This is a genomic window from Delftia sp. S65, assembly GCF_016516495.1.
In the GTDB taxonomy this organism is placed as follows: domain Bacteria; phylum Pseudomonadota; class Gammaproteobacteria; order Burkholderiales; family Burkholderiaceae_C; genus Comamonas; species Comamonas acidovorans.
Genome location: NZ_JACVUR010000073.1, coordinates 1 through 17,781, shown reverse-complemented (window position 1 = coordinate 17,781; position 17,781 = coordinate 1). Strand labels below are relative to the sequence as shown.

The window sequence follows — 17,781 nt, the reverse complement described above, 5'->3', positions numbered from 1 at the left end:
CAACTCGCAGATCGTCATCTTCCAGAAGAACGTTGCCAGCGATTTCGAGGAGCTGGCCGTGGCGTGGCGGGTCATCAAGTACTGCGGCCAGGGCGACAACCACCCGTTCACCTTCCCGCTGGGCCTGCAGGTCGGTGCCAGCGACAGCTATGGCAACCACACGCCCCAGCTGGAGGCGCAGTTCGGCCAGCAGTTCCAGCTGTCCCTGAGCAGCAGCGGCGATCGCCTGGCGCCCGCAGGCTATGGCGCAAGCTCCAACGAAGTGCAGGTGCTCAACTCGCTGCCCCGGGGCGCCATCAATGCCAGTTGCTACAAGGACGGCCGGCTGCTGGCCGTCAAGACCGCGATTGCCCCCCAGCAAAAGGCCGTGTTCGAATTCAAGCCCACCATCTGGATCGGGGTGGTCTCGCAGATCGAGCAGGGCCAGGTCATGAACTCGGCCATCCTGGGCGACATCAACACCGAGATCTCCCTGCTGGGCATCTCGCGCGCCGACATCGTGATGCGAGGCGGCGGTGCGGGCGCCGGGTCCACGCCGTTCTCGTTCACGCTGGAGAATGTCGTGATGTGCTGAGGCCTGCCCCGCACCCCCGACTGGGGGGCAGGCATATCGGATGACGACTCCGTGACAGTTGTCACACCTCTGTCATGGGGGCGGCCAAGAATCCCGCACTTGTCCGGCCCGCGCAGGCCACTCCCCGCAGGTGCCCCACCCATCCATGACTGACGCAGCCTCCCCCCTGGCCCAGGCCAATGAAGACGCAGGCCTGATCTGCGGCTGGCGGTTTTTCTGCGACACGCAGCGGCGTGTGGAGGCCATGACGGCGCAGTCGGCCGCGCAGTGGCTGGGCGCAGAGCGTCCGCTCACCGAGCCGGGCCGGCGCGACTTCCTGTGGCTGCACTTCAACCTGGCCAATACCCAGTCCCTGCGCTGGCTGCAGCGCCACGCCGCGCTGCCCGAAGTCTTCTACACCACGCTGCGCGAGGGCCTGGCCTCCACGCGCATCGAGCGCTCCGATGACTCCCTGGTCGCCGTGCTCAACGATGTGAATTTCGAGTTCAACTTCGAGTCGGCCGACATCGCCACGCTGTGGATCTGCCTGGACGAGCGCCTGGTCGTCACCGCGCGCACCCAGCCGCTGCGCTCGGTCGATGCGCTGCGTGCCGGCGTGCGCCAGGGCGACAGCCCCGCCAGCACGGCCGAGCTGCTGGAACACCTGATGCGCACCCAGGCCGACGTGCTGGTCAAGGTGGTGCGCGAGACCACGGCGCGCGTGGACGACATCGAGGACGCCATCATCGCGCAGCGCTACCACCATCCGCGCGCCCACCTGGGCCGGCTGCGCCGGCTGCTGGTGCGCCTGCAGCGCCTGCTGGCGCCCGAGCCGGCCGCGCTGTTCCGCCTGCTGCAGCAGCCCCCCGCCTGGATGGGCGAGGACGACCGCCGCGGCCTGGCCGCCGCCAGCGAGGAGTTCTCGCTCATGCTGCGCGACATGCAGACCCTGCAGGACCGCATCAAGCTGCTGCAGGAAGAAGTGGCTGCCGCCGTGAACGAGGACAACAGCAACAGCCTCTTCGTGCTGACCGTGGTCACCGTGCTGGCCCTGCCCATCAACATCCTGGCCGGCCTGTTCGGCATGAACGTGGGCGGCATACCGCTGGCAGAGCACGAGCACGGCTTCTGGATCGTGGTGTCCATCGTGATCGCCTTCACCGTCATCGCCGCCTGGCTGGCGTTTCGCAAGAAGCGGTACAGGGATTAGGGGACGTGTCAGGGAATCTTGCAGAAGAACTCGCAAAATATCTCGCACCAAACGGATTTCATCTATATAAATCAGCTGCTTATATAGGTGATCAATGTCGCAAGAATTCCTGCTATACGACCATCCTGCCCAGATGGAGCCGCTGCTGCCGGGGGAACACAAGCTGGGCCCTTTGCTGGAGCTCTCCCATGACCTGATCAGGTTGGGTGAGCGGCTGGCCGGCCGCTACCGACCAGACACATTGCCAGGCCTGCGCCGGCTGCTTCGGGCCATGAACTCGTATTACTCGAACAGGATCGAGGGGCAGCACACCTTTCCGCTGGATATCGAGCGCGCCCTGCACAACGACTATGCGCAGGACGAAGACCAGGCCCGCCGTCAACGGTTGGCGCTGGCGCACATGGCCACTGAAGAGCAACTGGAGTACAGGTCCACGCAATGGACGAATGCGCAGGTCTGGACCCCCCAGATGCTGGCCGATATCCACCAGGATCTCTTCGCCCGTCTGCCCCAGGCCGATTTGGAGGCCGGCGCCCTTGGCGACGATGCCATCGAGCCGGGTCGATGGCGCACGCGGGAGGTTAGCGTGGGCAGGCATGCGGCGCCTGCAGCGGGGCAGTTGCCATTTTTTCTGGACCGCTGGTCGAGCTTCTACTCCGGCGTGCGCCGTGGCGAGTTGCAGTTGGTGGCCATGGCCGCTGCGCACCAGCGCCTGGCCTGGATCCATCCGTTCCGGGACGGCAACGGGCGCGTGGCCCGGCTGCATTCACATCTCGTACTAACCCACATGGGCCTGAGCAATGGTCTGTGGTCCCCCCTGAGGGGGTTCGCACGGTCGCAGGAGCGCTATTACGCCTTGCTTGCCGCCGCAGACGAGCCGCGCCGTGGTGACCTTGATGGCCGTGGCAATCTGACCGAACTGGGGTTGATCGACTGGATCGCATACGTGCTGGAACTGTGCATGGACCAAGTGAGCTTCATGGAGGGACTTCTGTCGCTGGACGGCATGAAGGAACGCATGGCGGCATGCCTTGCCTATGAGGAACGGGTGGTGCGCCAAGGCGTGCGCAGCGAGGCATTGCGCGCATTGCACTATCTTTTTGCGGCCCAGGCGGAGATGGATCGGGCCGACTTCAAGGCCATGCTGGGGTTGGGTGACCGGCTGGCCACCGCCCAGGTATCGGCACTGCTCAAGCGCGGCCTGCTGGAGACGGATTCACCGTATGGAAGAGTGCGCCTGGGCGTGCCGCTGCACGCCCTGCGTTTTTACTTCCCCCGCCTCTGGCCGGAAGCGGAGGCTGATTCGCTGTAGACGGCTCCTCTCAGGCCGCCACAGCCCTCGCCCCGAACGCCACCGCCCGCAACTTGCCCAGCAGCGGCCACACCAGCATCAGCAGGGCCAGCGTGGTGATGGTGCCCGACAGGCCGTTGTGCCAGAAGATGCCCAGCTCGCCCTGGCTGGAGAGCATGCTCTGGCGGAAGGCGTCTTCCATGCGGTCGCCCAGCACGATGGCCAAGACCATGGGCGCCAGCGGATAGTCCAGCTTCTTGAAGACATAGCCGACCACGCCGAAGACCAGCATGAGCCAGATGTCGGTGGCATTGCCGTGGACGGTGAAGGCGCCGATGGCGCAGACCATGAGGATCATGGGCGCGACGATGGAAAACGGCACGCGCAGGATGGCGGCGAACAGCGGCACGGTGGCCATGACGATGACCAGGCCGGCGATGTTGCCCAGGTACATGCTGGCGATCAGTCCCCAGACGAAGTCCTTTTGCTCGGTGAACAGCAGCGGGCCGGGCTGCAGGCCCCAGATCATCAGCCCGCCCAGCAGCACGGCCGCCGTGGCCGAGCCCGGAATGCCCAGGGCCAGCATGGGCAGCAGGGCCGAGGTGCCGGCCGCGTGGGCGGCGGTCTCGGGGGCGAGCACGCCTTCGGGGTTGCCCTTGCCGAAGCTGTCGGGGTCGCGCGAGAACTTCTTGGCCAGCCCGTAGCCCATGAAGCTGGCCGCCACGGCGCCGCCCGGCGTCACGCCCATCCAGCAGCCCACCAGGGCCGAGCGCAGCATGGTCAGCCAGTAGCGCGGCAGCTGGGCCCAGGTCCTGAACACCACCTTGAGGTCGATGGAGGCCTTCTTGCCCTTGAAGGCCAGGCCTTCCTCGATGGTCATCAGGATCTCGCTGATGCCGAACAGGCCGATCACCACCACCAGGAAATCAAAGCCGCGCAGCAGCTCGGTGGAGCCGAAGGTCATGCGCAGGTCGCCCGAGATGGTGTCCATGCCCACGGCCGCCAGCAGCAGGCCCACGGCCATGGCGGCCACGATCTTGGCCTTGGGCTCCTTGCCCATGCCGATGAAGGAGCAGAACGTCAGGAAGAAGACCGCAAAGAACTCCGGAGGCCCGAACTGCAGCGCGAACGAGGCCACGACCGGCGCCAGGAAGGTGATCAGCATCACGCCCGAGATGGCGCCGATGAACGAGCCCGTGAAGGCCGTGGTCAGCGCGGCCCCGGCGTGGCCCTGCTGGGCCATGGGATAGCCGTCGAAGGTGGTGGCCACCGACCAGGCCTCGCCCGGGATGTTGAACAGCACCGAGGTGATGGCGCCGCCGAACAGCGCCCCCCAGTAGATGCACGACAGCAGGATGATGGCCGAGGTCGGCGACATGCCGAAGGTCAGCGGCAGCAGGATGGCCACGCCGTTGGGGCCACCCAGGCCCGGCAGCACGCCGACCACGATGCCCAGCAGGATGCCCGTGAGCATCAGCCCCGTGTTCTGCCAGGTGGTGACGGCCGCGAAGCCGTGCGCAAGGTATTGGAGTTCGTCCATGGTGTTGCTCCGTGGCGGCGACAGGGGTCAATAGCCGAGCCAGGCTTCAAGCGGACCCTTGGGCAGGGGCACCTTGAACTGGATCTCGAAGACGTAGAACAGCAGCACGCTGGTGAAGCCCGACAGCGCCATGGCCTTCCACCAGGGATAGCGGCCCGCAAACACCATGAAGCCCGTGATGAACAGCACCGAGGCCGCGTAGATGCCCAGCGGCGCGATCACGGCGATGTAGGCCGTCAGCGGCAGCAGCACCTGTGCCACGCGCTTGAGCTGCAGCCAGCTGGCGAACTGCTCCTGGCTGCGGTTGCGCAGCGCCTGCACGAAGACGGCGATGGCGCAGATGCCCAGCACGGCGCCCACGCGCAGCGGGAAGTAGCCGGCCTGCGGGCCGGTGTCGCTCCAGCCCGCGCCAATGCGCTGGTTGTCCCAGACCACGAGCACGGCCAGCGCCAGCAGCACGGCGGCCACGCCGTACTCCACATGGCGGCGGGACAGGCCGGGGGCCTGGGCTTCGGTGGCGGGGATGGATTCGGTGGCCGCACTGGCGGGCTGGGCCGGGGTTGCTGCTGCCGCTGCTGCTGCTGCTGCTGCTGAATTGGAGGAGGGCGGGGCAAGGTGGATGGCGGTGTCCATGGCGCGGCTCCTCACTTGGCGGCAGCGGCCACGCTGGCCGACAGGAAACCGGCCTTCTTCATGATGTCGAGGTGGCGCGTCTCGTCCTTGGCCAGGAAGTCCACGAAGGCCTGCCCCGTCATGTACTCGGGCTTGAGCGCGTTTTTCTCCAGGTACTCCTTCCACTCGGGCGTGGCCACCACCTTGTGCATCACGCCCGCATAGAACTGCGCCTGCTCGGGCGTGGTGCCGGGCGGCAGGAAGAAGCCACGCAGCATGGTGTATTGCACATCCAGGCCCTGCTCCCTGCAGGTGGGGATGTCCGACAGCGCCTGGCTGCCCGTGACCTTGGCCGTGTACTCGATGCGCTGCGTGTCGAACACGCACAGCGCCCGCACCTGGCCCGCGCGCCACTGCGCCATGGACTCGCTGGGGTTGTTGACGTTGGAGTCGATGTGCTTGCCCACCAGCTGCGTGCTGGCCTCGCCGCCGCCCTTGTAGGGGATGTAGGTGAACTTCACGCCGGCGGCCTGTTCCATGTTGGCGGTGATGATCTGGTCCTCGCGCTTGGAACTGGTGCCGCCCATCTTGAACTTGCCGCCGGCCTGCCGCGCGGCGGCCAGGTAGTCGGCGGGCGTCTGGTAGCCGGTCTCGGCATTGACCCAGAGCACGAACTGGTCCTGGGCAATCATGGCCACGGGATTCAGGTCGCGCCACTGGAAGGGCAGGGCCGTGGCCATGGGCAGGGTGAAGATGGCCGTGGAGGCCACCAGCAGCTTGTGCGGGTCGCGCGCGGAGGCCTTGACATCCAGAATGCCCTCGGCGCCGGAGGCGCCCGCCTTGTTGAGGATGACCACGGGCTGCTCGATCAGCTTGTGCTTGGTGACGATGGCCTGGATCACGCGTGCCATCTGGTCCGAGGCGCCGCCGGCCGAGAACGGCACGACGAGTTCGACGGACTTGGCGGGCTTCCACTGCGCCCAGGCGGCAGGGGCGAGGGTGATGGCGGCGGTGGCAGCGAGGGTGGCGACGGCAGCTGCCGCCAGGCGGTTGCGGGGCGATGTCATGTCTCTTGTCTCCTGTTATTTCCTGGTATTGGTGCAATCCACGATCAAGGGGGCGAGCCATGTGCTCCGGCTCTGCCAAGGGGTTTCGGCGCGGGGCCGATGGGTTCAGGCGGCCTTGCGCAGCGCACCGGCTGCGGCGTGGGTAGCGAAGTAGTCCATGGACGCCTGCACGCCGCTGCCGGCCAGACGGATGCCGGACAGCTTCAGGCCCATCTCCACGCCCGCCACCATGGCCAGCAGCGTGAGGTCGTTGCTGTCGCCCAGGTGGCCCATGCGGAACATGCGGCCCTTGAGCTTGCCCAGGCCCGCGCCCAGCGACAGGTCGAAGCGCGTGTGGATCAGGCGGCGCAGGGCGTCGGCATCCACGCCTTCGGGCGTGATCACGCCGGTGAGCACGGGGGAGTAGACCTGCGGATCGGCACACTGGATGGGCAGGCCCCAGGCCTGGACGGCGGCGCGCACGCCGGCCGCCCAGCGCTGGTGGCGCGCAAACACCGTATCCAGCCCTTCGGCCAGCAGCATGTCCAGCGATTCGGACAGGGCGTACAGCAGGTTGGTGTTGGGCGTGTAGGGCCAGTAGCCGGTCTGGTTCATCTCCACGATCTCGTCCCAGGCCCAGAACGACTTGGGCAGCTTTGCGCTTTTGGCCGCCTCCATCGCGCGTGGCGACAGCGCGTTGAAGCTGATGCCGGGCGGCAGCATCAGGCCCTTTTGCGAGCCGCTGATGGTCACGTCCACGCCCCATTCATCGTGGCGGTAGTCGGCGCTGGCCAGGCCCGAGATGGTGTCCACCAGCAGCAGGGCCGGGTGGCCCGCCGCGTCGATGGCCCGGCGCACGGCGGCGATGTCCGAGGTCACCCCCGTGGAGGTCTCGTTGTGCACCACGCACACGGCGCGGATCCGGCGCTCCGTGTCCTTGCGCAGCCGTGCCTCGATCAGGCCGGCCTGCACGCCATGGCGCCAGCCCGGCGCCTGGGGCAGGTGCTCATCGGAGCCGCCATAGGACAGGAACTCGGTGGACAGGCCCAGGCGCGTGGCCATCTTCTGCCACAGCGAGGCGAAGTGGCCGGTCTCGAACATCAGCACATGGTCGCCAGGGCTGAGCGTGTTGATCAGGGCCGCCTCCCAGGCGCCCGTGCCGGAGGCCGGATAGATCACCACCGGATGCCGGGTCTTGAAGACCTGCTGGATGCCGGCCAGCACCTTGAGGCCGAGCTGGCCGAACTCCGGCCCCCGGTGGTCGATGGTGGGCAGGCTCATGGCCCGCAGGATGCGGTCGGGAACCGGGCTGGGGCCGGGGATCTGGAGGAAGTGGCGGCCCGTGGGATGGCTGTCGAGCGTGAGCATGGTGCGTCCTTTTCAAGGAAATGCCAGGTCGGTCTGCGGGGGAGGGTGTTTGCGAATTTTTGCATTCAAAATTCATAAATGCCTTGGTGATAACCATGAATGCCTTGAGAAATGCTTGCGTAAAAATGAATGCAAAATTCATTCGACCAGGAGAATCCATGGCGGAGATCATCGAGATTTCGCGGCTTGCCCTGCATGACCAGGTGGCGGCGCGGCTGCGCACCTGGCTGGTGGAGGGGCGCATACCGCCCGGTGCCAAGCTCAACGAGCGCGCGCTGTGCGAGCAGTTGCGCGTCTCGCGCACGCCGCTGCGCGAGGCCATCAAGCTGCTGGCCTCCGAAGGGCTGGTGGACCTGGTGCCCAACCGCGGCGCCGTGGCCGTGCGCCTGGGCGAGGCCGATGTGCTGCAGACCTTCGAGGTGCTGGCGGGGCTGGAGGGCATGTCGGGCGAGCTGGCCGCGCAGCGCATCAGCGAGCAGCAGCTGGCCGAGGTGCGGGCCCTGCACTTCGAGATGCTGGCCAGCCATGCGCGCCAGGACCTGTCCGGCTACTACCGGCTCAATGCGCTGATCCACTCGGCCATCAACCGCGCCGCCGCCAACCCCGTGCTGGCCGAGACCTATGGCCGCATCAACGCCCGCGTGCAGTCGCTGCGCTTTCGCACCAACCAGGACGCGGCCAAGTGGAAGCGTGCCGTCCAGGAGCACGAACGCATGCTGGAGGCGCTGCAGGCGCGCGACGCCGCCGCGCTGCGCCAGGTGCTGGTGGCCCACCTGGAGCACAAGCGCGACACCGTCATCGCCCTGCTCAAGGCAGGCCAGATCTACCCACGAACCATGAACGAATGAGAGCCGCCATGCTGATGGAATCCACGCACCGCCTTGCCGCTTCCCCCGACGACACCGTGCCCGCCCCCGGCACCGTGCTGCCGCCCGACGATGTCAGCCAGATGCTGGCGCGCCGCCTGCGCTCGGACACGCGCGGCCAGGTCCTGTTCGACGCCGCCTCGCGCGGGCGCTATGCCACCGATGCCTCCATCTACCAGATCATGCCGGTAGGTGTCTTTGTGCCCACCTGCGAGCAGGACATCGCTACGGCCCTGCAGATCGCCCGCGAGCTGAAGGTGCCCGTGCTGCCGCGCGGCGGCGGCACCAGCCAGTGCGGGCAGACCACGGGCGCGGCCCTGGTGATCGACAACAGCAAGCATTTGCGCAACATCCTCTCGGTGGACCCTGATGCAGGCACGGCCGAGGTCGAGCCCGGCCTGGTGCTGGACCACCTCAACGCCCGGCTCAAGAAGCTCGGCCTGTGGTATCCGGTGGACGTATCGACCAGCGCCCAGGCCACGCTGGGCGGCATGGCGGGCAACAACTCCTGCGGCTCGCGCTCCATTGCCTACGGCAACATGGTGCACAACGTGCGCGGCGCCCGCGCCTGGATGGCCGATGGCGAGCTGCTGGACTTCGGCCCCGTCGCCCAGGCCACGGGCCGCGCGGCGCGCATTGCGCAATTCGTGCACGGGCTGGCGCAACAGCACCGGGCGGAAATCCACGCGCACTGGCCCAAGGTCATGCGCCGCGTGGCGGGCTACAACCTCGACATCTTCGACAACCAGAGCGAGCGGCCCTACACGGCCGACGGCAGCGTCAACCTGGCCCATCTGCTGATAGGCGCCGAGGGCACGCTGGCCTACACGCGCTCGCTCACCCTGCAGCTCAGCGCGCTGCCGCGCGCCAAGGTGCTGGGCGTGGTCAACTTCCCCACCTTCCACGCGGCCATGGACTCGGCCCAGCACATCGTGAAGCTGGGACCCACGGCCGTGGAGCTGGTTGACCGCACCATGATCGAGCTGGGCCTGGCCAACCCGGCCTTCAAGCCCACCATAGAAACCGCGCTCATCGGCCGCCCGGCCGCCATCTTGCTGGTGGAATTCGCCGGCGACGACCGCGCGGCGCTGCTGGCGCGTCTGCGCCAGCTGGTGGAGCTGATGGGCGAGCTGGGCCTGCCCGGCAGCGTGGTGGAAATGCCCGAGGAAGCGGCCCAGAAAAACCTCTGGGAAGTGCGCAAGGCGGGGCTGAACATCATGATGAGCCTCAAGGGCGACGGCAAGCCCGTGAGCTTCATCGAGGACTGCGCCGTGCCGCTGCAGCACCTGGCCGAGTACACCGACGCGCTCACCGAAGTGTTCGCGCGCCACGGCAGCCGGGGCACCTGGTACGCCCATGCCTCCGTGGGCACGCTGCATGTGCGGCCCATCCTGGACATGCGCACCGACGGCGCGGCGCGCATGCGCGCCATTGCCGAGGAAGCGGCCGAACTGGTGCGCAAATACAAGGGCGCCTTCAGCGGCGAGCACGGCGACGGGCTGTGCCGCGGCGAGTGGATTGCCTGGCAGTTCGGGCCCGCCATCACCGAGGCCCTGCGCGCCATCAAGCAGCACTTCGACCCGGACAGCCTCTTCAACCCCGGCAAGATCATCGATACGCCGAAGATGGACGATGGCCGGCTGTTCCGCTTCGCGCCCGCCGACGCGCCCCGGCCCTACCGGCGCATTCCCATCACGCCCGTGCTCGACTGGTCCGCCTGGAACGTGCAGGCCGACCCGGTCACCGAAGTCACCACGGCGCCCGGCACGGGCGGCGACGTCACGGGCGGCTTTGCCAAGGCCGTGGAGATGTGCAACAACAACGGCCACTGCCGCAAGTTCGACGCCGGCACCATGTGCCCCAGCTACCGCGTCACGCGCGACGAGCAGCACCTGACGCGCGGCCGCGCCAACACCCTGCGCCTGGCCATCTCGGGCCAGCTGGGGCCGGACGCCTTCACCAGCGAGGCCATGCACGACACCATGGACCTGTGCGTGGGCTGCAAGGGCTGCAGGCGCGACTGCCCCACGGGCGTGGACATGGCCCGCATGAAGGTGGAATTCCTGGCCCACTACAAGGCCCGCCATGGCCACACGCTCAAGGACCGGCTGGTCGCCCATCTGCCGCGCTACGCCGCCACGGCCAGCCGCATGCCCTGGCTGCTGAACCTGCGCAACCGCCTGCCCGTGCTGCGCCAACTGGGCGAAAAACTGCTGGGCCTGTCCGCCAGGCGCTCGCTGCCGTCCTGGCGCAGCGACACCTTCTGGCGCGCGCCCGAAGCACATACCTTTCTTGACCGCGACCAGGCCCTGGCCCGCGCGGCGGCCGGCGAGCGCGTGGCCGTGCTCTTCGTGGACACCTTCAACGGCACCTTCGAGAGCGAAAACGCCCTGGCCGCCGCGCGCGTGCTGCAGGCAGCCGGCTATGCGCTGCACACCGCCAGCAAGTCCGCCAAAGAGGGCGGCGGCCACCACTGCTGCGGCCGCACCTACCTGGCCACCGGCATGGTCGAGCAGGCCAAGGCCAGCGCGGGTGCGCTGATCAACGCCCTGGCGCCCCTGGCCCGCGCCGGCATCCCCATCGTCGGCCTGGAGCCCTCCTGCCTGCTGACCCTGCGCGACGAAGCCCTGGTCATGGGCCTGGGCGAGCCTGCACAGGCCGTTGCCGCCCAGGCCCTGCTGTTCGAGGAATTCATTGCCCGCGAAGTGAAGGCCGGCCGCTTCGCGCTGCCGCTGCGCGCCGCCGAGGCGCCCATCCTCGTGCACGGCCATTGCCACCAGAAGGCCTTTGGCGCCGTCAGCCCCATCCTCGACGTGCTGCGGCTGATTCCCGGCGCCCAGCCCGAGCTCATCGAAAGCTCCTGCTGCGGCATGGCCGGCAGCTTCGGCTACGAGGCCAGCCACCACCAGGTGTCCATGGACATGGCCGAGGCGGCCCTGCTGCCGGCCATACGCCAGCGCCCCGAGGCCATCGTCGTGGCCGACGGCACCAGCTGCCGCCACCAGATCGCCGACGGCGCGGCGCGCGACGCCGTGCATGTGGCGCGGCTGCTGGAAAGCCTGCTGGACGCCCGCTGACCGCCATCCTCCCTCCCGCGCAAGACAAGGCACTCCCATGAAGCACAAGCCCTGCCTGGACCTCCAGGACATCAAGGCCATCGCCCAGGCCGCCGAGGCGCATGCCACGGCGCGCGGCTGGGCCGTCAGCATCGCCATCGCCGATGACGGCGGCCACCTGCTGTGGCTGCAGCGCCTGGACGGTGCGGCACCGGCCTCGGCCCACATCGCGCCGGCCAAGGCCCACGCCGCAGCCCTGGGCCGCAAGGAAAGCCGGCTCTATGAGGAAATGATCAATGGCGGCCGTACCGCCTACCTGAGCGTGCCCGCGCTGCAGGGCCTGCTGGAAGGCGGCGTGCCCATCACCAGTGAGGGCCACTGCCTGGGCGCCGTGGGCGTCAGCGGGGTGAAGCCGGCAGAGGATGCGGAGGTGGCGCGGGCCGGCGTTGCGGCGCTGGGGGCCGCGCCGCAGCGGTAGCGGCCCTGGGCTTCAGCGCGCCTTGCGCGGCTGCAGGGCCTCGGCACGCAGCATGGCCAGCACGGCATCGCGCTTGTGGTGCAGGTGGGTGACCAGCAGCTCGCGCAGGGCCGTGGCGTCGCGTGCGCCCAGGGCCTCGATCATGGCCTCGTGCTCCTTGACGGCCTGCTTCCACTTGGCCGTGTCCAGGTTGGTGCGAAAGCGCAGCGACTGCACGCGGTTGTTGATGCGCTGGAAGGTCTCCGTCAGCACGGGGTTCTTGGCGGCGCTGTTCAGGGCCGCGTGGATGGCGGCGTTGAGCCGGTAGTAGGCAGACACGTCGGCGCGCGCCACGCTGGCCATCATCTCGTAGTGCAGGGCGCGGATTTCGGCGAATTCCTGGTCGGTGATGCGCTGGGCGGCCAGTTCGCCCGACAGGCCCTCGATGCCGGCCAGCACCTCGAAGGCGTGCATGACATCGGCCTCGCTCAGCTTGACGGCAATGGCGCCGCGGTTGGGCAGCAGGTCGGCCAGGCCTTCGGCGGCCAGCAGCTTGATGGCCTCGCGCAGCGGCGTGCGCGAGACGCCCAGCTGCTCGCACAGCTCGCGCTCGTTGAGCTTGGCGCCCGGGGCGATGCGCCCCTCGATGAGCATGGACCGCAAACGGTCCGCCACCTGCTCGTGCAGCGCCGCCCGCGATATCTCGATGATCTCCGCCATCTAGCGGTCTCCTTGGCTGTTCCTGGCTGGTGGATGCCCCCGCCACAGGCATTGCGCCATGCGGGGCGGCGCCGATGTTAGCCGAGTTTGCACCCCAGGCGGGCCTCCTGCCCGGCGCACGCGCTGTCCCTGCCAAGCACTACAGGCTTTTCAGCAGGGGCCTACGGCCTGCGGGCGTGGCTGCCCGCACCATGGTGGCGATCAGACACACCAACCAGGGACAAACAATGGCCAACGCAGCGATCCGGCTGCAGATCCAGGTGGATCTTGCTTATGACATCCGCGATCCGGCCGGGGCCGATTTCGTGTTCAACATCCATGCGGCCCACACCTCGCACCAGACGGTGGAGAACGAGCGTCTGGTGCTCAGCCAGCCCGTGGAGCCCGACATTGCCACCGAGCCCGCCACCTCCACCCGCTTCATGCGCCTGCATGCCAACCCAGGCCCCCTGCACCTGACTTACACGGCCACCGTCTGCATCGCGCACCACCGCGAGGATCCGGCGGCGCTGGGCGAGGTTCCGGTGCGCTGCATCCCGCTGGAGGTCCTGCCGTACATCTACCCCAGCCGCTATTGCCAGTCCGACCGGCTGATGCAGCTGGCCTTCCGCAATTTCGGCCAACTGGCGCCGGGCTATTCGCGCGTGCTGGCCATACAGCAGTGGGTGCAGGAGCTGGTGACCTTCGCTTCGGCCACCAGCAACTCGTCCACCTCGGCCGTCGATACCCTGGTGGAGCAGGTGGGCGTGTGCCGCGATTTCACGCACCTGATGATCGCCCTGTGCCGTGCGCTGAACATTCCCGCCCGCATCGCCACCGGCACGGACTACGGCGCCGATCCTGCACTGGGCCCGCCCGATTTCCATGCCTACGTGGAAGCCTACCTGGGCGACAGGTGGTATCTGTTCGATGCATCGGGCACGGCCATTCCCATGGGCTTCATGCGCTTTGGCACGGGCCGTGACGCGGCCGACGTGGCCTTTGCCACCATCTTCGGCAACGTGGTGGCCATGGCCCCCATGATCCAGACACAGGCCCTGGAAGACGAGCACAGCCAGCTGCCCCGGCTGTGCAGCGAGGCGCTGTCGACCACCGCGCCTTCGCCCGCCGTGCTGTCGGGCTGCGCATCGTTTGGCAGCACGGCGGACCGAAGGAGCTTCAGGCAGCTGCCTGCCTGAGCTGCCTGCGCTGTGCAAGGCGCGCGGCGGCGGTCCTCAGAAGCGGTGCGTTCCCGTCACCGCAAAGGTGCGCCGCTGGCCGTAGAAGCAGTCGCCGCGTGCCAGGCACTGCGTGATCTGCACCTTGTCGGTCAGGTTGACCACGTTGAAGGCCAGGCGCCATGGGCCGGCGTCATAGGACACCATGGCATCCAGCAGGGTGGCCGAAGGCGTGTCCACCAGGCTGGTGCCCGTCCACTGCGAACCCGTATAGCGCACGCCGGCACCCAGGCTCCAGCCACCTCGCCCTTCGCTGGCAAAGCGGTGCGTCAGCCAGGCCGACGCCGTGTGGCGCGGCACGCTGGTCACGCGCTGGCCCTGGTCGCCGCCATTGCTGCGCGAGATGACGGCGTCGGTGTACGCATAGGCCAGGGTGGCGTCCCAGTGGCGGGCCAGGCTGGCGGTGAGCTCGGCCTCGAAGCCGTTGACCTTGACCTCGCCGATCTGCAGGCTGTTGAGCGGGTTGGCCGGGTCGGTGGTCTTGCGGTTCTTCTCGCGCAGCGTGTAGACGGCGGCAAAGGCCGACAGGCCCTGGCCCGGTGGCTGCCACTTCACGCCGGCTTCCCATTGCTCGCCGTGCTGGGCCTTGTAGGGCGTGCCGTAGACATCCACGCCGCCCAGCGGCTGGAAGGACTCGGAGTAGCCCAGGTAGGGCGCCCAGCCTCCGTCCATCTGGTAGGTGGCGCCTGCGCGCTTGGTCCAGGCCTTCTCGTCCACGGCGGAGGCGGGGCGGCCTTCGGTATCGGTCTGCGCGCTGTCGTGGCGCAGGCCCAGGGTGGCGGTCCAGCGGCCCCACTTGATCTGGTCCTGGGCGTAGAAGCCCAATTGCTTTTGCGACACGCCCGGCTGGCGCACCAGCTGCGAGGCCGTGGGCGGCGTGAAATTGCCGTAGACCGGGTTGTAGACGTCAAACGGCGCAGTCAGGCCGCGCCAGGTGGACTGGCTGGTGCTGTTGCGCTGCGCATCCATGCCGGCCAGCACGGTGTGCTCGGCCGTGCCCCAGCGCAGCCGGCCTTCGAGCTGCGTGTCGATCACCAGCATGCGCCCGCCGTTGACCTGCCAGGAGGCATCGCGGTAGACGCTGCGGTTGTCGGGGTTGAAGACCGGGCGCGCAGGGCGGCCCTGGCCGGGGATGGCGGTGAAGCTGGTGTAGATGGAGCGGTAGTCCACGTCGCTGATGGTGCGCCGCAGGTTCTGGCGCACGGTCCAGTCCGCGTTCAGGCGGTGGCTGAACAGGTAGCCCCAGGATTTGTTCTCTGTGTCGAACGAGTCCCAGCCGGGCTCGCCGATGAAGGTGCTGGTGGGAATCTGGCCGTAGGGGCTGGGCAGGCGCGTGCCCTGCCAGGGGAAGAAGCCGATCAGCGAGCCGCTCTTGTCCTTCTGGTAGAGCGCCTGCAGCGTGAGCGAGGTATCGGCGCTGGGCCGCCAGGTCAGGCTGGGCGCGATCACCAGGCGGTCGTCGTTCACATGGTCCACCTGGGTGCCGCTTTCCCGGCCCACGGCCACCAGGCGGTACAGCCACTGGCCGTCTTCGGTGACGGCGCCGGTCAGGTCGGTGGCGATCTGCTTGCGCCCGTAGCTGCCCACCTGCACCTGCACCTCGCGCAGCGCCTCGGCCTGCGGGCGCTTGCTGGTCAGGTTGAGCACGCCGCCCACGCTGCCCTGGCCGTAGAGCACGGAAGAGGGGCCGCGCAGGAACTCCACGCGCTCCAGCGTGTAGGGGTCGGGGCGGCTGGTGTTGTAGGTGCCGTAGGTGCGCAGCAGCCCGTCCTGGTACTGGCTCACGCTGCCGCCGCGTGCCGAGAAGCTGTCCACCCGGCTGTCGAAATAGTTGGACACCACGCCCGCGCTGTAGGCCGTGGTCTGGCGCAGCGTCTGCACGCCCTGCGCCTCGAACTGGTCGCGCGTGACCACGCTGATGGCCTGGGGCGTCTCTATCAGCGGCGTGTCGGTCTTGGTGGCCGAGATGGCGCGCTTTGCGGTGAAGCCCACCACGGCTCCGGTGGGATTTTCCTTCTCGGTGCCTGCGTTCACGGTGACCGGGGCGAGCGTGGCCTCGGGAGCGTTTTCAGGCTGGGCCTGGGCGTGGGCGGCGCCGCACAGGGCAAGCAGGGCGGCATGTGCAACTGCCGTGCGCGAGAGTCTTTGGATAAGCATGGTCAATGGTCGAGAGCTGGGAAACCTGTGCCGTGGGGCGTGCTCTGGGTGCGTCGGCGCTGCTGCCGGCCTGGGGCCAGCGGCGCAGCCTGTCATGGCGGGTGCGGATTTTAGAATGGCAATGAGAATGATTGCTTTTTCTTTTTAATTGTGTGTAGCATGCCACGCATTACTCTTATTTTGATAGCAATGAATGCTTGTGGTGAAAGAGAGAAGACGTCTTCTATGGACCACCCATGCCGCGCATGGATGTGGTTGCCGGCGGCGGCGGCACTGTGCTAGCGGTTCTTGCCTCAGCTTGCCAAAAAACCGCTGATTACTCCGGCCACGGCCACAGTCCCAGGCGGGCCGTGGCGGGTGGTCTCTACACGCCCTGGCGCGCCAGCATGATCGCCAGGCCGGCCAGCCCCGCGCCGACCACCACGGGGATCACGCCCACCTTCCAGCGCAGCAGCGCGGCCGCCGCAGCCAGGCCCAGCAGTGCGGACGGCCAGTCGAAGGGACCCGCCCAGCCCTGGGGCCACAGCACGTGCCAGGCAAAGAACACGGCCAGGTTGGCGATGACGCCCACCACGGCGGCCGTGATGCCCGTCAGCGGCGCGGTGAAGCCCAGCCTGCCATGGGTGGACTCGATGAAGGGGCCACCCAGCAGGATGAAGGCGAAGGACGGCAAAAAGGTGAAGAAGGTCACGACCAGGGCGGCGGCGGCGCCGGCAGGCAGCAGCGCATCGGGGCCGAACACCTGCGTGCTCCAGCCGCCCAGGAAGCCCACGAAGGACACCACCATGATCAGCGGCCCCGGCGTGGTCTCGCCCAGGGCCAGCCCGTCCATCATCTGCGTGGCCGTGAGCCAGTGGTAGTGGTCCACGGCGCCCTGGTAGAGGTAGGGCAGCACGGCGTAGGCGCCGCCAAAGGTCAGCAGCGCCGCCTTGGTGAAGAACCAGCCCATCTGGGTGAGCGCGCCCTGCCAGCCAAAGGCGGCGGCCAGCAGGCCCAGCGACAGCGCCCACAGCCCCAGGCTGGCCGCCAGCACCTGGCTGAAAAAGCGCCAGCGGAACCGTGCATGGGCTGGTGTGGGCGTGTCATCGTCGATGACGGCCGGGCCGTGGCTGCCCCCGCGCGGGCCGTGCCCGCCCGCAGGGGAGAAGTGGCGCGGCGCCAGCCTGCCCCCCAGGTAGCCCAGTGCGCCGGCCGCCAGCACGATCAGCGGAAACGGCAGCTTCAGCGCGAAGATGGCCACGAAGGCCGCCGCGGCAATGCCCCACAGCCAGCCGTTGCGCAGGGTGCGCGAGCCCACGCGCCAGGCCGCCTGCACCACCAGTGCCGTCACGGCCGGCTTGATGCCATAGAAGATGCCGGCAATGGCCGGCACATGGCCGAAGGCCACATAGATCCAGGACAGGGCGATGAGCAGCAAAAGCGAAGGCAGCACGAACAGCCCGCCGGCCACGATGCCGCCCCAGGTGCGGTGCAGCAGCCAGCCGATGTAGGTGGCCAGCTGCTGCGCCTCGGGGCCGGGCAGCAGCATGCAGTAGTTGAGCGCATGCAGGAAGCGCCCCTCCGAGATCCAGCGCCGCCGCTCCACCAGGTCCTCATGCATGATGGCGATCTGCCCGGCCGGCCCGCCAAAGCTGATGCAGCCCAGCCTCAGCCAGTAGCGCAGGGCTTCGGCGCGGGTGGGCGGGAGG

Annotated in this window: 14 protein-coding genes; 7 read left to right on the top strand and 7 right to left on the bottom strand. The window is 68.2% G+C overall.

Going from position 1 to position 17,781, the window contains the following annotated elements:
- From IAE24_RS29295 to IAE24_RS29285, 3 genes are all read left to right on the top strand, one after another.
- Positions 1–574 (top strand): hypothetical protein (locus IAE24_RS29295; protein ID WP_200016413.1); only part of this gene is annotated, 574 nt, incomplete at its 5' end.
- A gap of 145 nt (positions 575–719) precedes the next feature.
- Positions 720–1,763 (top strand): transporter, encoded by a 1,044-nt coding sequence (locus tag IAE24_RS29290; protein WP_012204892.1) that lies wholly within the window; start codon positions 720–722, stop codon positions 1,761–1,763.
- Positions 1,764–1,857: 94 nt separating this feature from the next.
- Positions 1,858–3,075, top strand: coding sequence for a Fic family protein (locus IAE24_RS29285; RefSeq protein WP_013802964.1), 1,218 nt, complete (start codon positions 1,858–1,860; stop codon positions 3,073–3,075).
- Between the two features lie 10 nt (positions 3,076–3,085).
- Here the strand turns inward: IAE24_RS29285 and IAE24_RS29280 are convergent, their stop codons facing one another.
- From IAE24_RS29280 to IAE24_RS29265, 4 genes are all read right to left on the bottom strand, one after another.
- Positions 3,086–4,594: a tripartite tricarboxylate transporter permease gene (locus IAE24_RS29280; protein ID WP_199960925.1), complete on the bottom strand. Its 1,509-nt coding sequence runs from the start codon at positions 4,592–4,594 to the stop codon at positions 3,086–3,088.
- Between the two features lie 27 nt (positions 4,595–4,621).
- Positions 4,622–5,227 carry a tripartite tricarboxylate transporter TctB family protein gene (locus IAE24_RS29275; RefSeq protein WP_199960924.1) on the bottom strand — a complete coding sequence of 202 codons (606 nt, stop codon included), beginning with the start codon at positions 5,225–5,227 and terminating at the stop codon, positions 4,622–4,624.
- Positions 5,228–5,238: 11 nt separating this feature from the next.
- Positions 5,239–6,273 carry a Bug family tripartite tricarboxylate transporter substrate binding protein gene (locus IAE24_RS29270; RefSeq protein ID WP_199960923.1) on the bottom strand — a complete coding sequence of 345 codons (1,035 nt, stop codon included), beginning with the start codon at positions 6,271–6,273 and terminating at the stop codon, positions 5,239–5,241.
- A 105-nt stretch (positions 6,274–6,378) separates the two neighbouring features.
- Positions 6,379–7,620: a pyridoxal-phosphate-dependent aminotransferase family protein gene (locus IAE24_RS29265; RefSeq protein WP_199960922.1), complete on the bottom strand. Its 1,242-nt coding sequence runs from the start codon at positions 7,618–7,620 to the stop codon at positions 6,379–6,381.
- A 158-nt stretch (positions 7,621–7,778) separates the two neighbouring features.
- On the opposite strand from IAE24_RS29265, the gene IAE24_RS29260 reads away from it, so the two are divergent.
- Genes IAE24_RS29260 through IAE24_RS29250 form a run of 3 tightly spaced genes read left to right on the top strand, consistent with a single transcriptional unit; the run spans position 7,779 to position 12,020 of the window.
- A complete protein-coding gene (locus IAE24_RS29260; protein WP_012204897.1) occupies positions 7,779–8,468 on the top strand; it encodes a GntR family transcriptional regulator in 690 nt (229 codons plus the stop codon).
- An 8-nt stretch (positions 8,469–8,476) separates the two neighbouring features.
- A complete protein-coding gene (locus tag IAE24_RS29255; RefSeq protein WP_199960921.1) occupies positions 8,477–11,563 on the top strand; it encodes an FAD-binding and (Fe-S)-binding domain-containing protein in 3,087 nt (1,028 codons plus the stop codon).
- Positions 11,564–11,600: 37 nt separating this feature from the next.
- Positions 11,601–12,020, top strand: coding sequence for a heme-binding protein (locus tag IAE24_RS29250; protein WP_074923447.1), 420 nt, complete (start codon positions 11,601–11,603; stop codon positions 12,018–12,020).
- A gap of 12 nt (positions 12,021–12,032) precedes the next feature.
- Here the strand turns inward: IAE24_RS29250 and IAE24_RS29245 are convergent, their stop codons facing one another.
- Entirely contained in the window at positions 12,033–12,719 is a 687-nt protein-coding gene (locus IAE24_RS29245; RefSeq protein WP_012204906.1) for a GntR family transcriptional regulator, read from the bottom strand.
- 227 nt (positions 12,720–12,946) lie between these two features.
- Here IAE24_RS29245 and IAE24_RS29240 point away from each other — a divergent pair, with 227 nt between their 5' ends.
- A complete protein-coding gene (locus IAE24_RS29240; RefSeq protein ID WP_013802957.1) occupies positions 12,947–13,897 on the top strand; it encodes a transglutaminase-like domain-containing protein in 951 nt (316 codons plus the stop codon).
- 36 nt (positions 13,898–13,933) lie between these two features.
- On the opposite strand, the gene IAE24_RS29235 is transcribed toward IAE24_RS29240, so the two are convergent.
- Both IAE24_RS29235 and chrA read right to left on the bottom strand, forming a co-directional pair.
- Positions 13,934–16,093, bottom strand: coding sequence for a TonB-dependent siderophore receptor (locus tag IAE24_RS29235; protein WP_199960920.1), 2,160 nt, complete (start codon positions 16,091–16,093; stop codon positions 13,934–13,936).
- A gap of 364 nt (positions 16,094–16,457) precedes the next feature.
- The coding region (gene chrA, locus IAE24_RS29230; protein WP_233626226.1) for a chromate efflux transporter at positions 16,458–17,781 on the bottom strand (1,324 nt) is incomplete at its 5' end.

What these genes read in the sequence shown, in the direction of transcription:
- IAE24_RS29290 (WP_012204892.1), top strand. Translation starts at nt 720, where the DNA reads ATGACTGACGCAGCCTCCCCCCTGGCCCAGGCCAATGAAGACGCAGGC.
- IAE24_RS29285 (WP_013802964.1), top strand. Translation starts at nt 1,858, where the DNA reads ATGTCGCAAGAATTCCTGCTATACGACCATCCTGCCCAGATGGAGCCG.
- IAE24_RS29280 (WP_199960925.1), bottom strand. Translation starts at nt 4,594, where the DNA reads ATGGACGAACTCCAATACCTTGCGCACGGCTTCGCGGCCGTCACCACC.
- IAE24_RS29275 (WP_199960924.1), bottom strand. Translation starts at nt 5,227, where the DNA reads ATGGACACCGCCATCCACCTTGCCCCGCCCTCCTCCAATTCAGCAGCA.
- IAE24_RS29270 (WP_199960923.1), bottom strand. Translation starts at nt 6,273, where the DNA reads ATGACATCGCCCCGCAACCGCCTGGCGGCAGCTGCCGTCGCCACCCTC.
- IAE24_RS29265 (WP_199960922.1), bottom strand. Translation starts at nt 7,620, where the DNA reads ATGCTCACGCTCGACAGCCATCCCACGGGCCGCCACTTCCTCCAGATC.
- IAE24_RS29260 (WP_012204897.1), top strand. Translation starts at nt 7,779, where the DNA reads ATGGCGGAGATCATCGAGATTTCGCGGCTTGCCCTGCATGACCAGGTG.
- IAE24_RS29255 (WP_199960921.1), top strand. Translation starts at nt 8,477, where the DNA reads ATGCTGATGGAATCCACGCACCGCCTTGCCGCTTCCCCCGACGACACC.
- IAE24_RS29250 (WP_074923447.1), top strand. Translation starts at nt 11,601, where the DNA reads ATGAAGCACAAGCCCTGCCTGGACCTCCAGGACATCAAGGCCATCGCC.
- IAE24_RS29245 (WP_012204906.1), bottom strand. Translation starts at nt 12,719, where the DNA reads ATGGCGGAGATCATCGAGATATCGCGGGCGGCGCTGCACGAGCAGGTG.
- IAE24_RS29240 (WP_013802957.1), top strand. Translation starts at nt 12,947, where the DNA reads ATGGCCAACGCAGCGATCCGGCTGCAGATCCAGGTGGATCTTGCTTAT.
- IAE24_RS29235 (WP_199960920.1), bottom strand. Translation starts at nt 16,093, where the DNA reads ATGCTTATCCAAAGACTCTCGCGCACGGCAGTTGCACATGCCGCCCTG.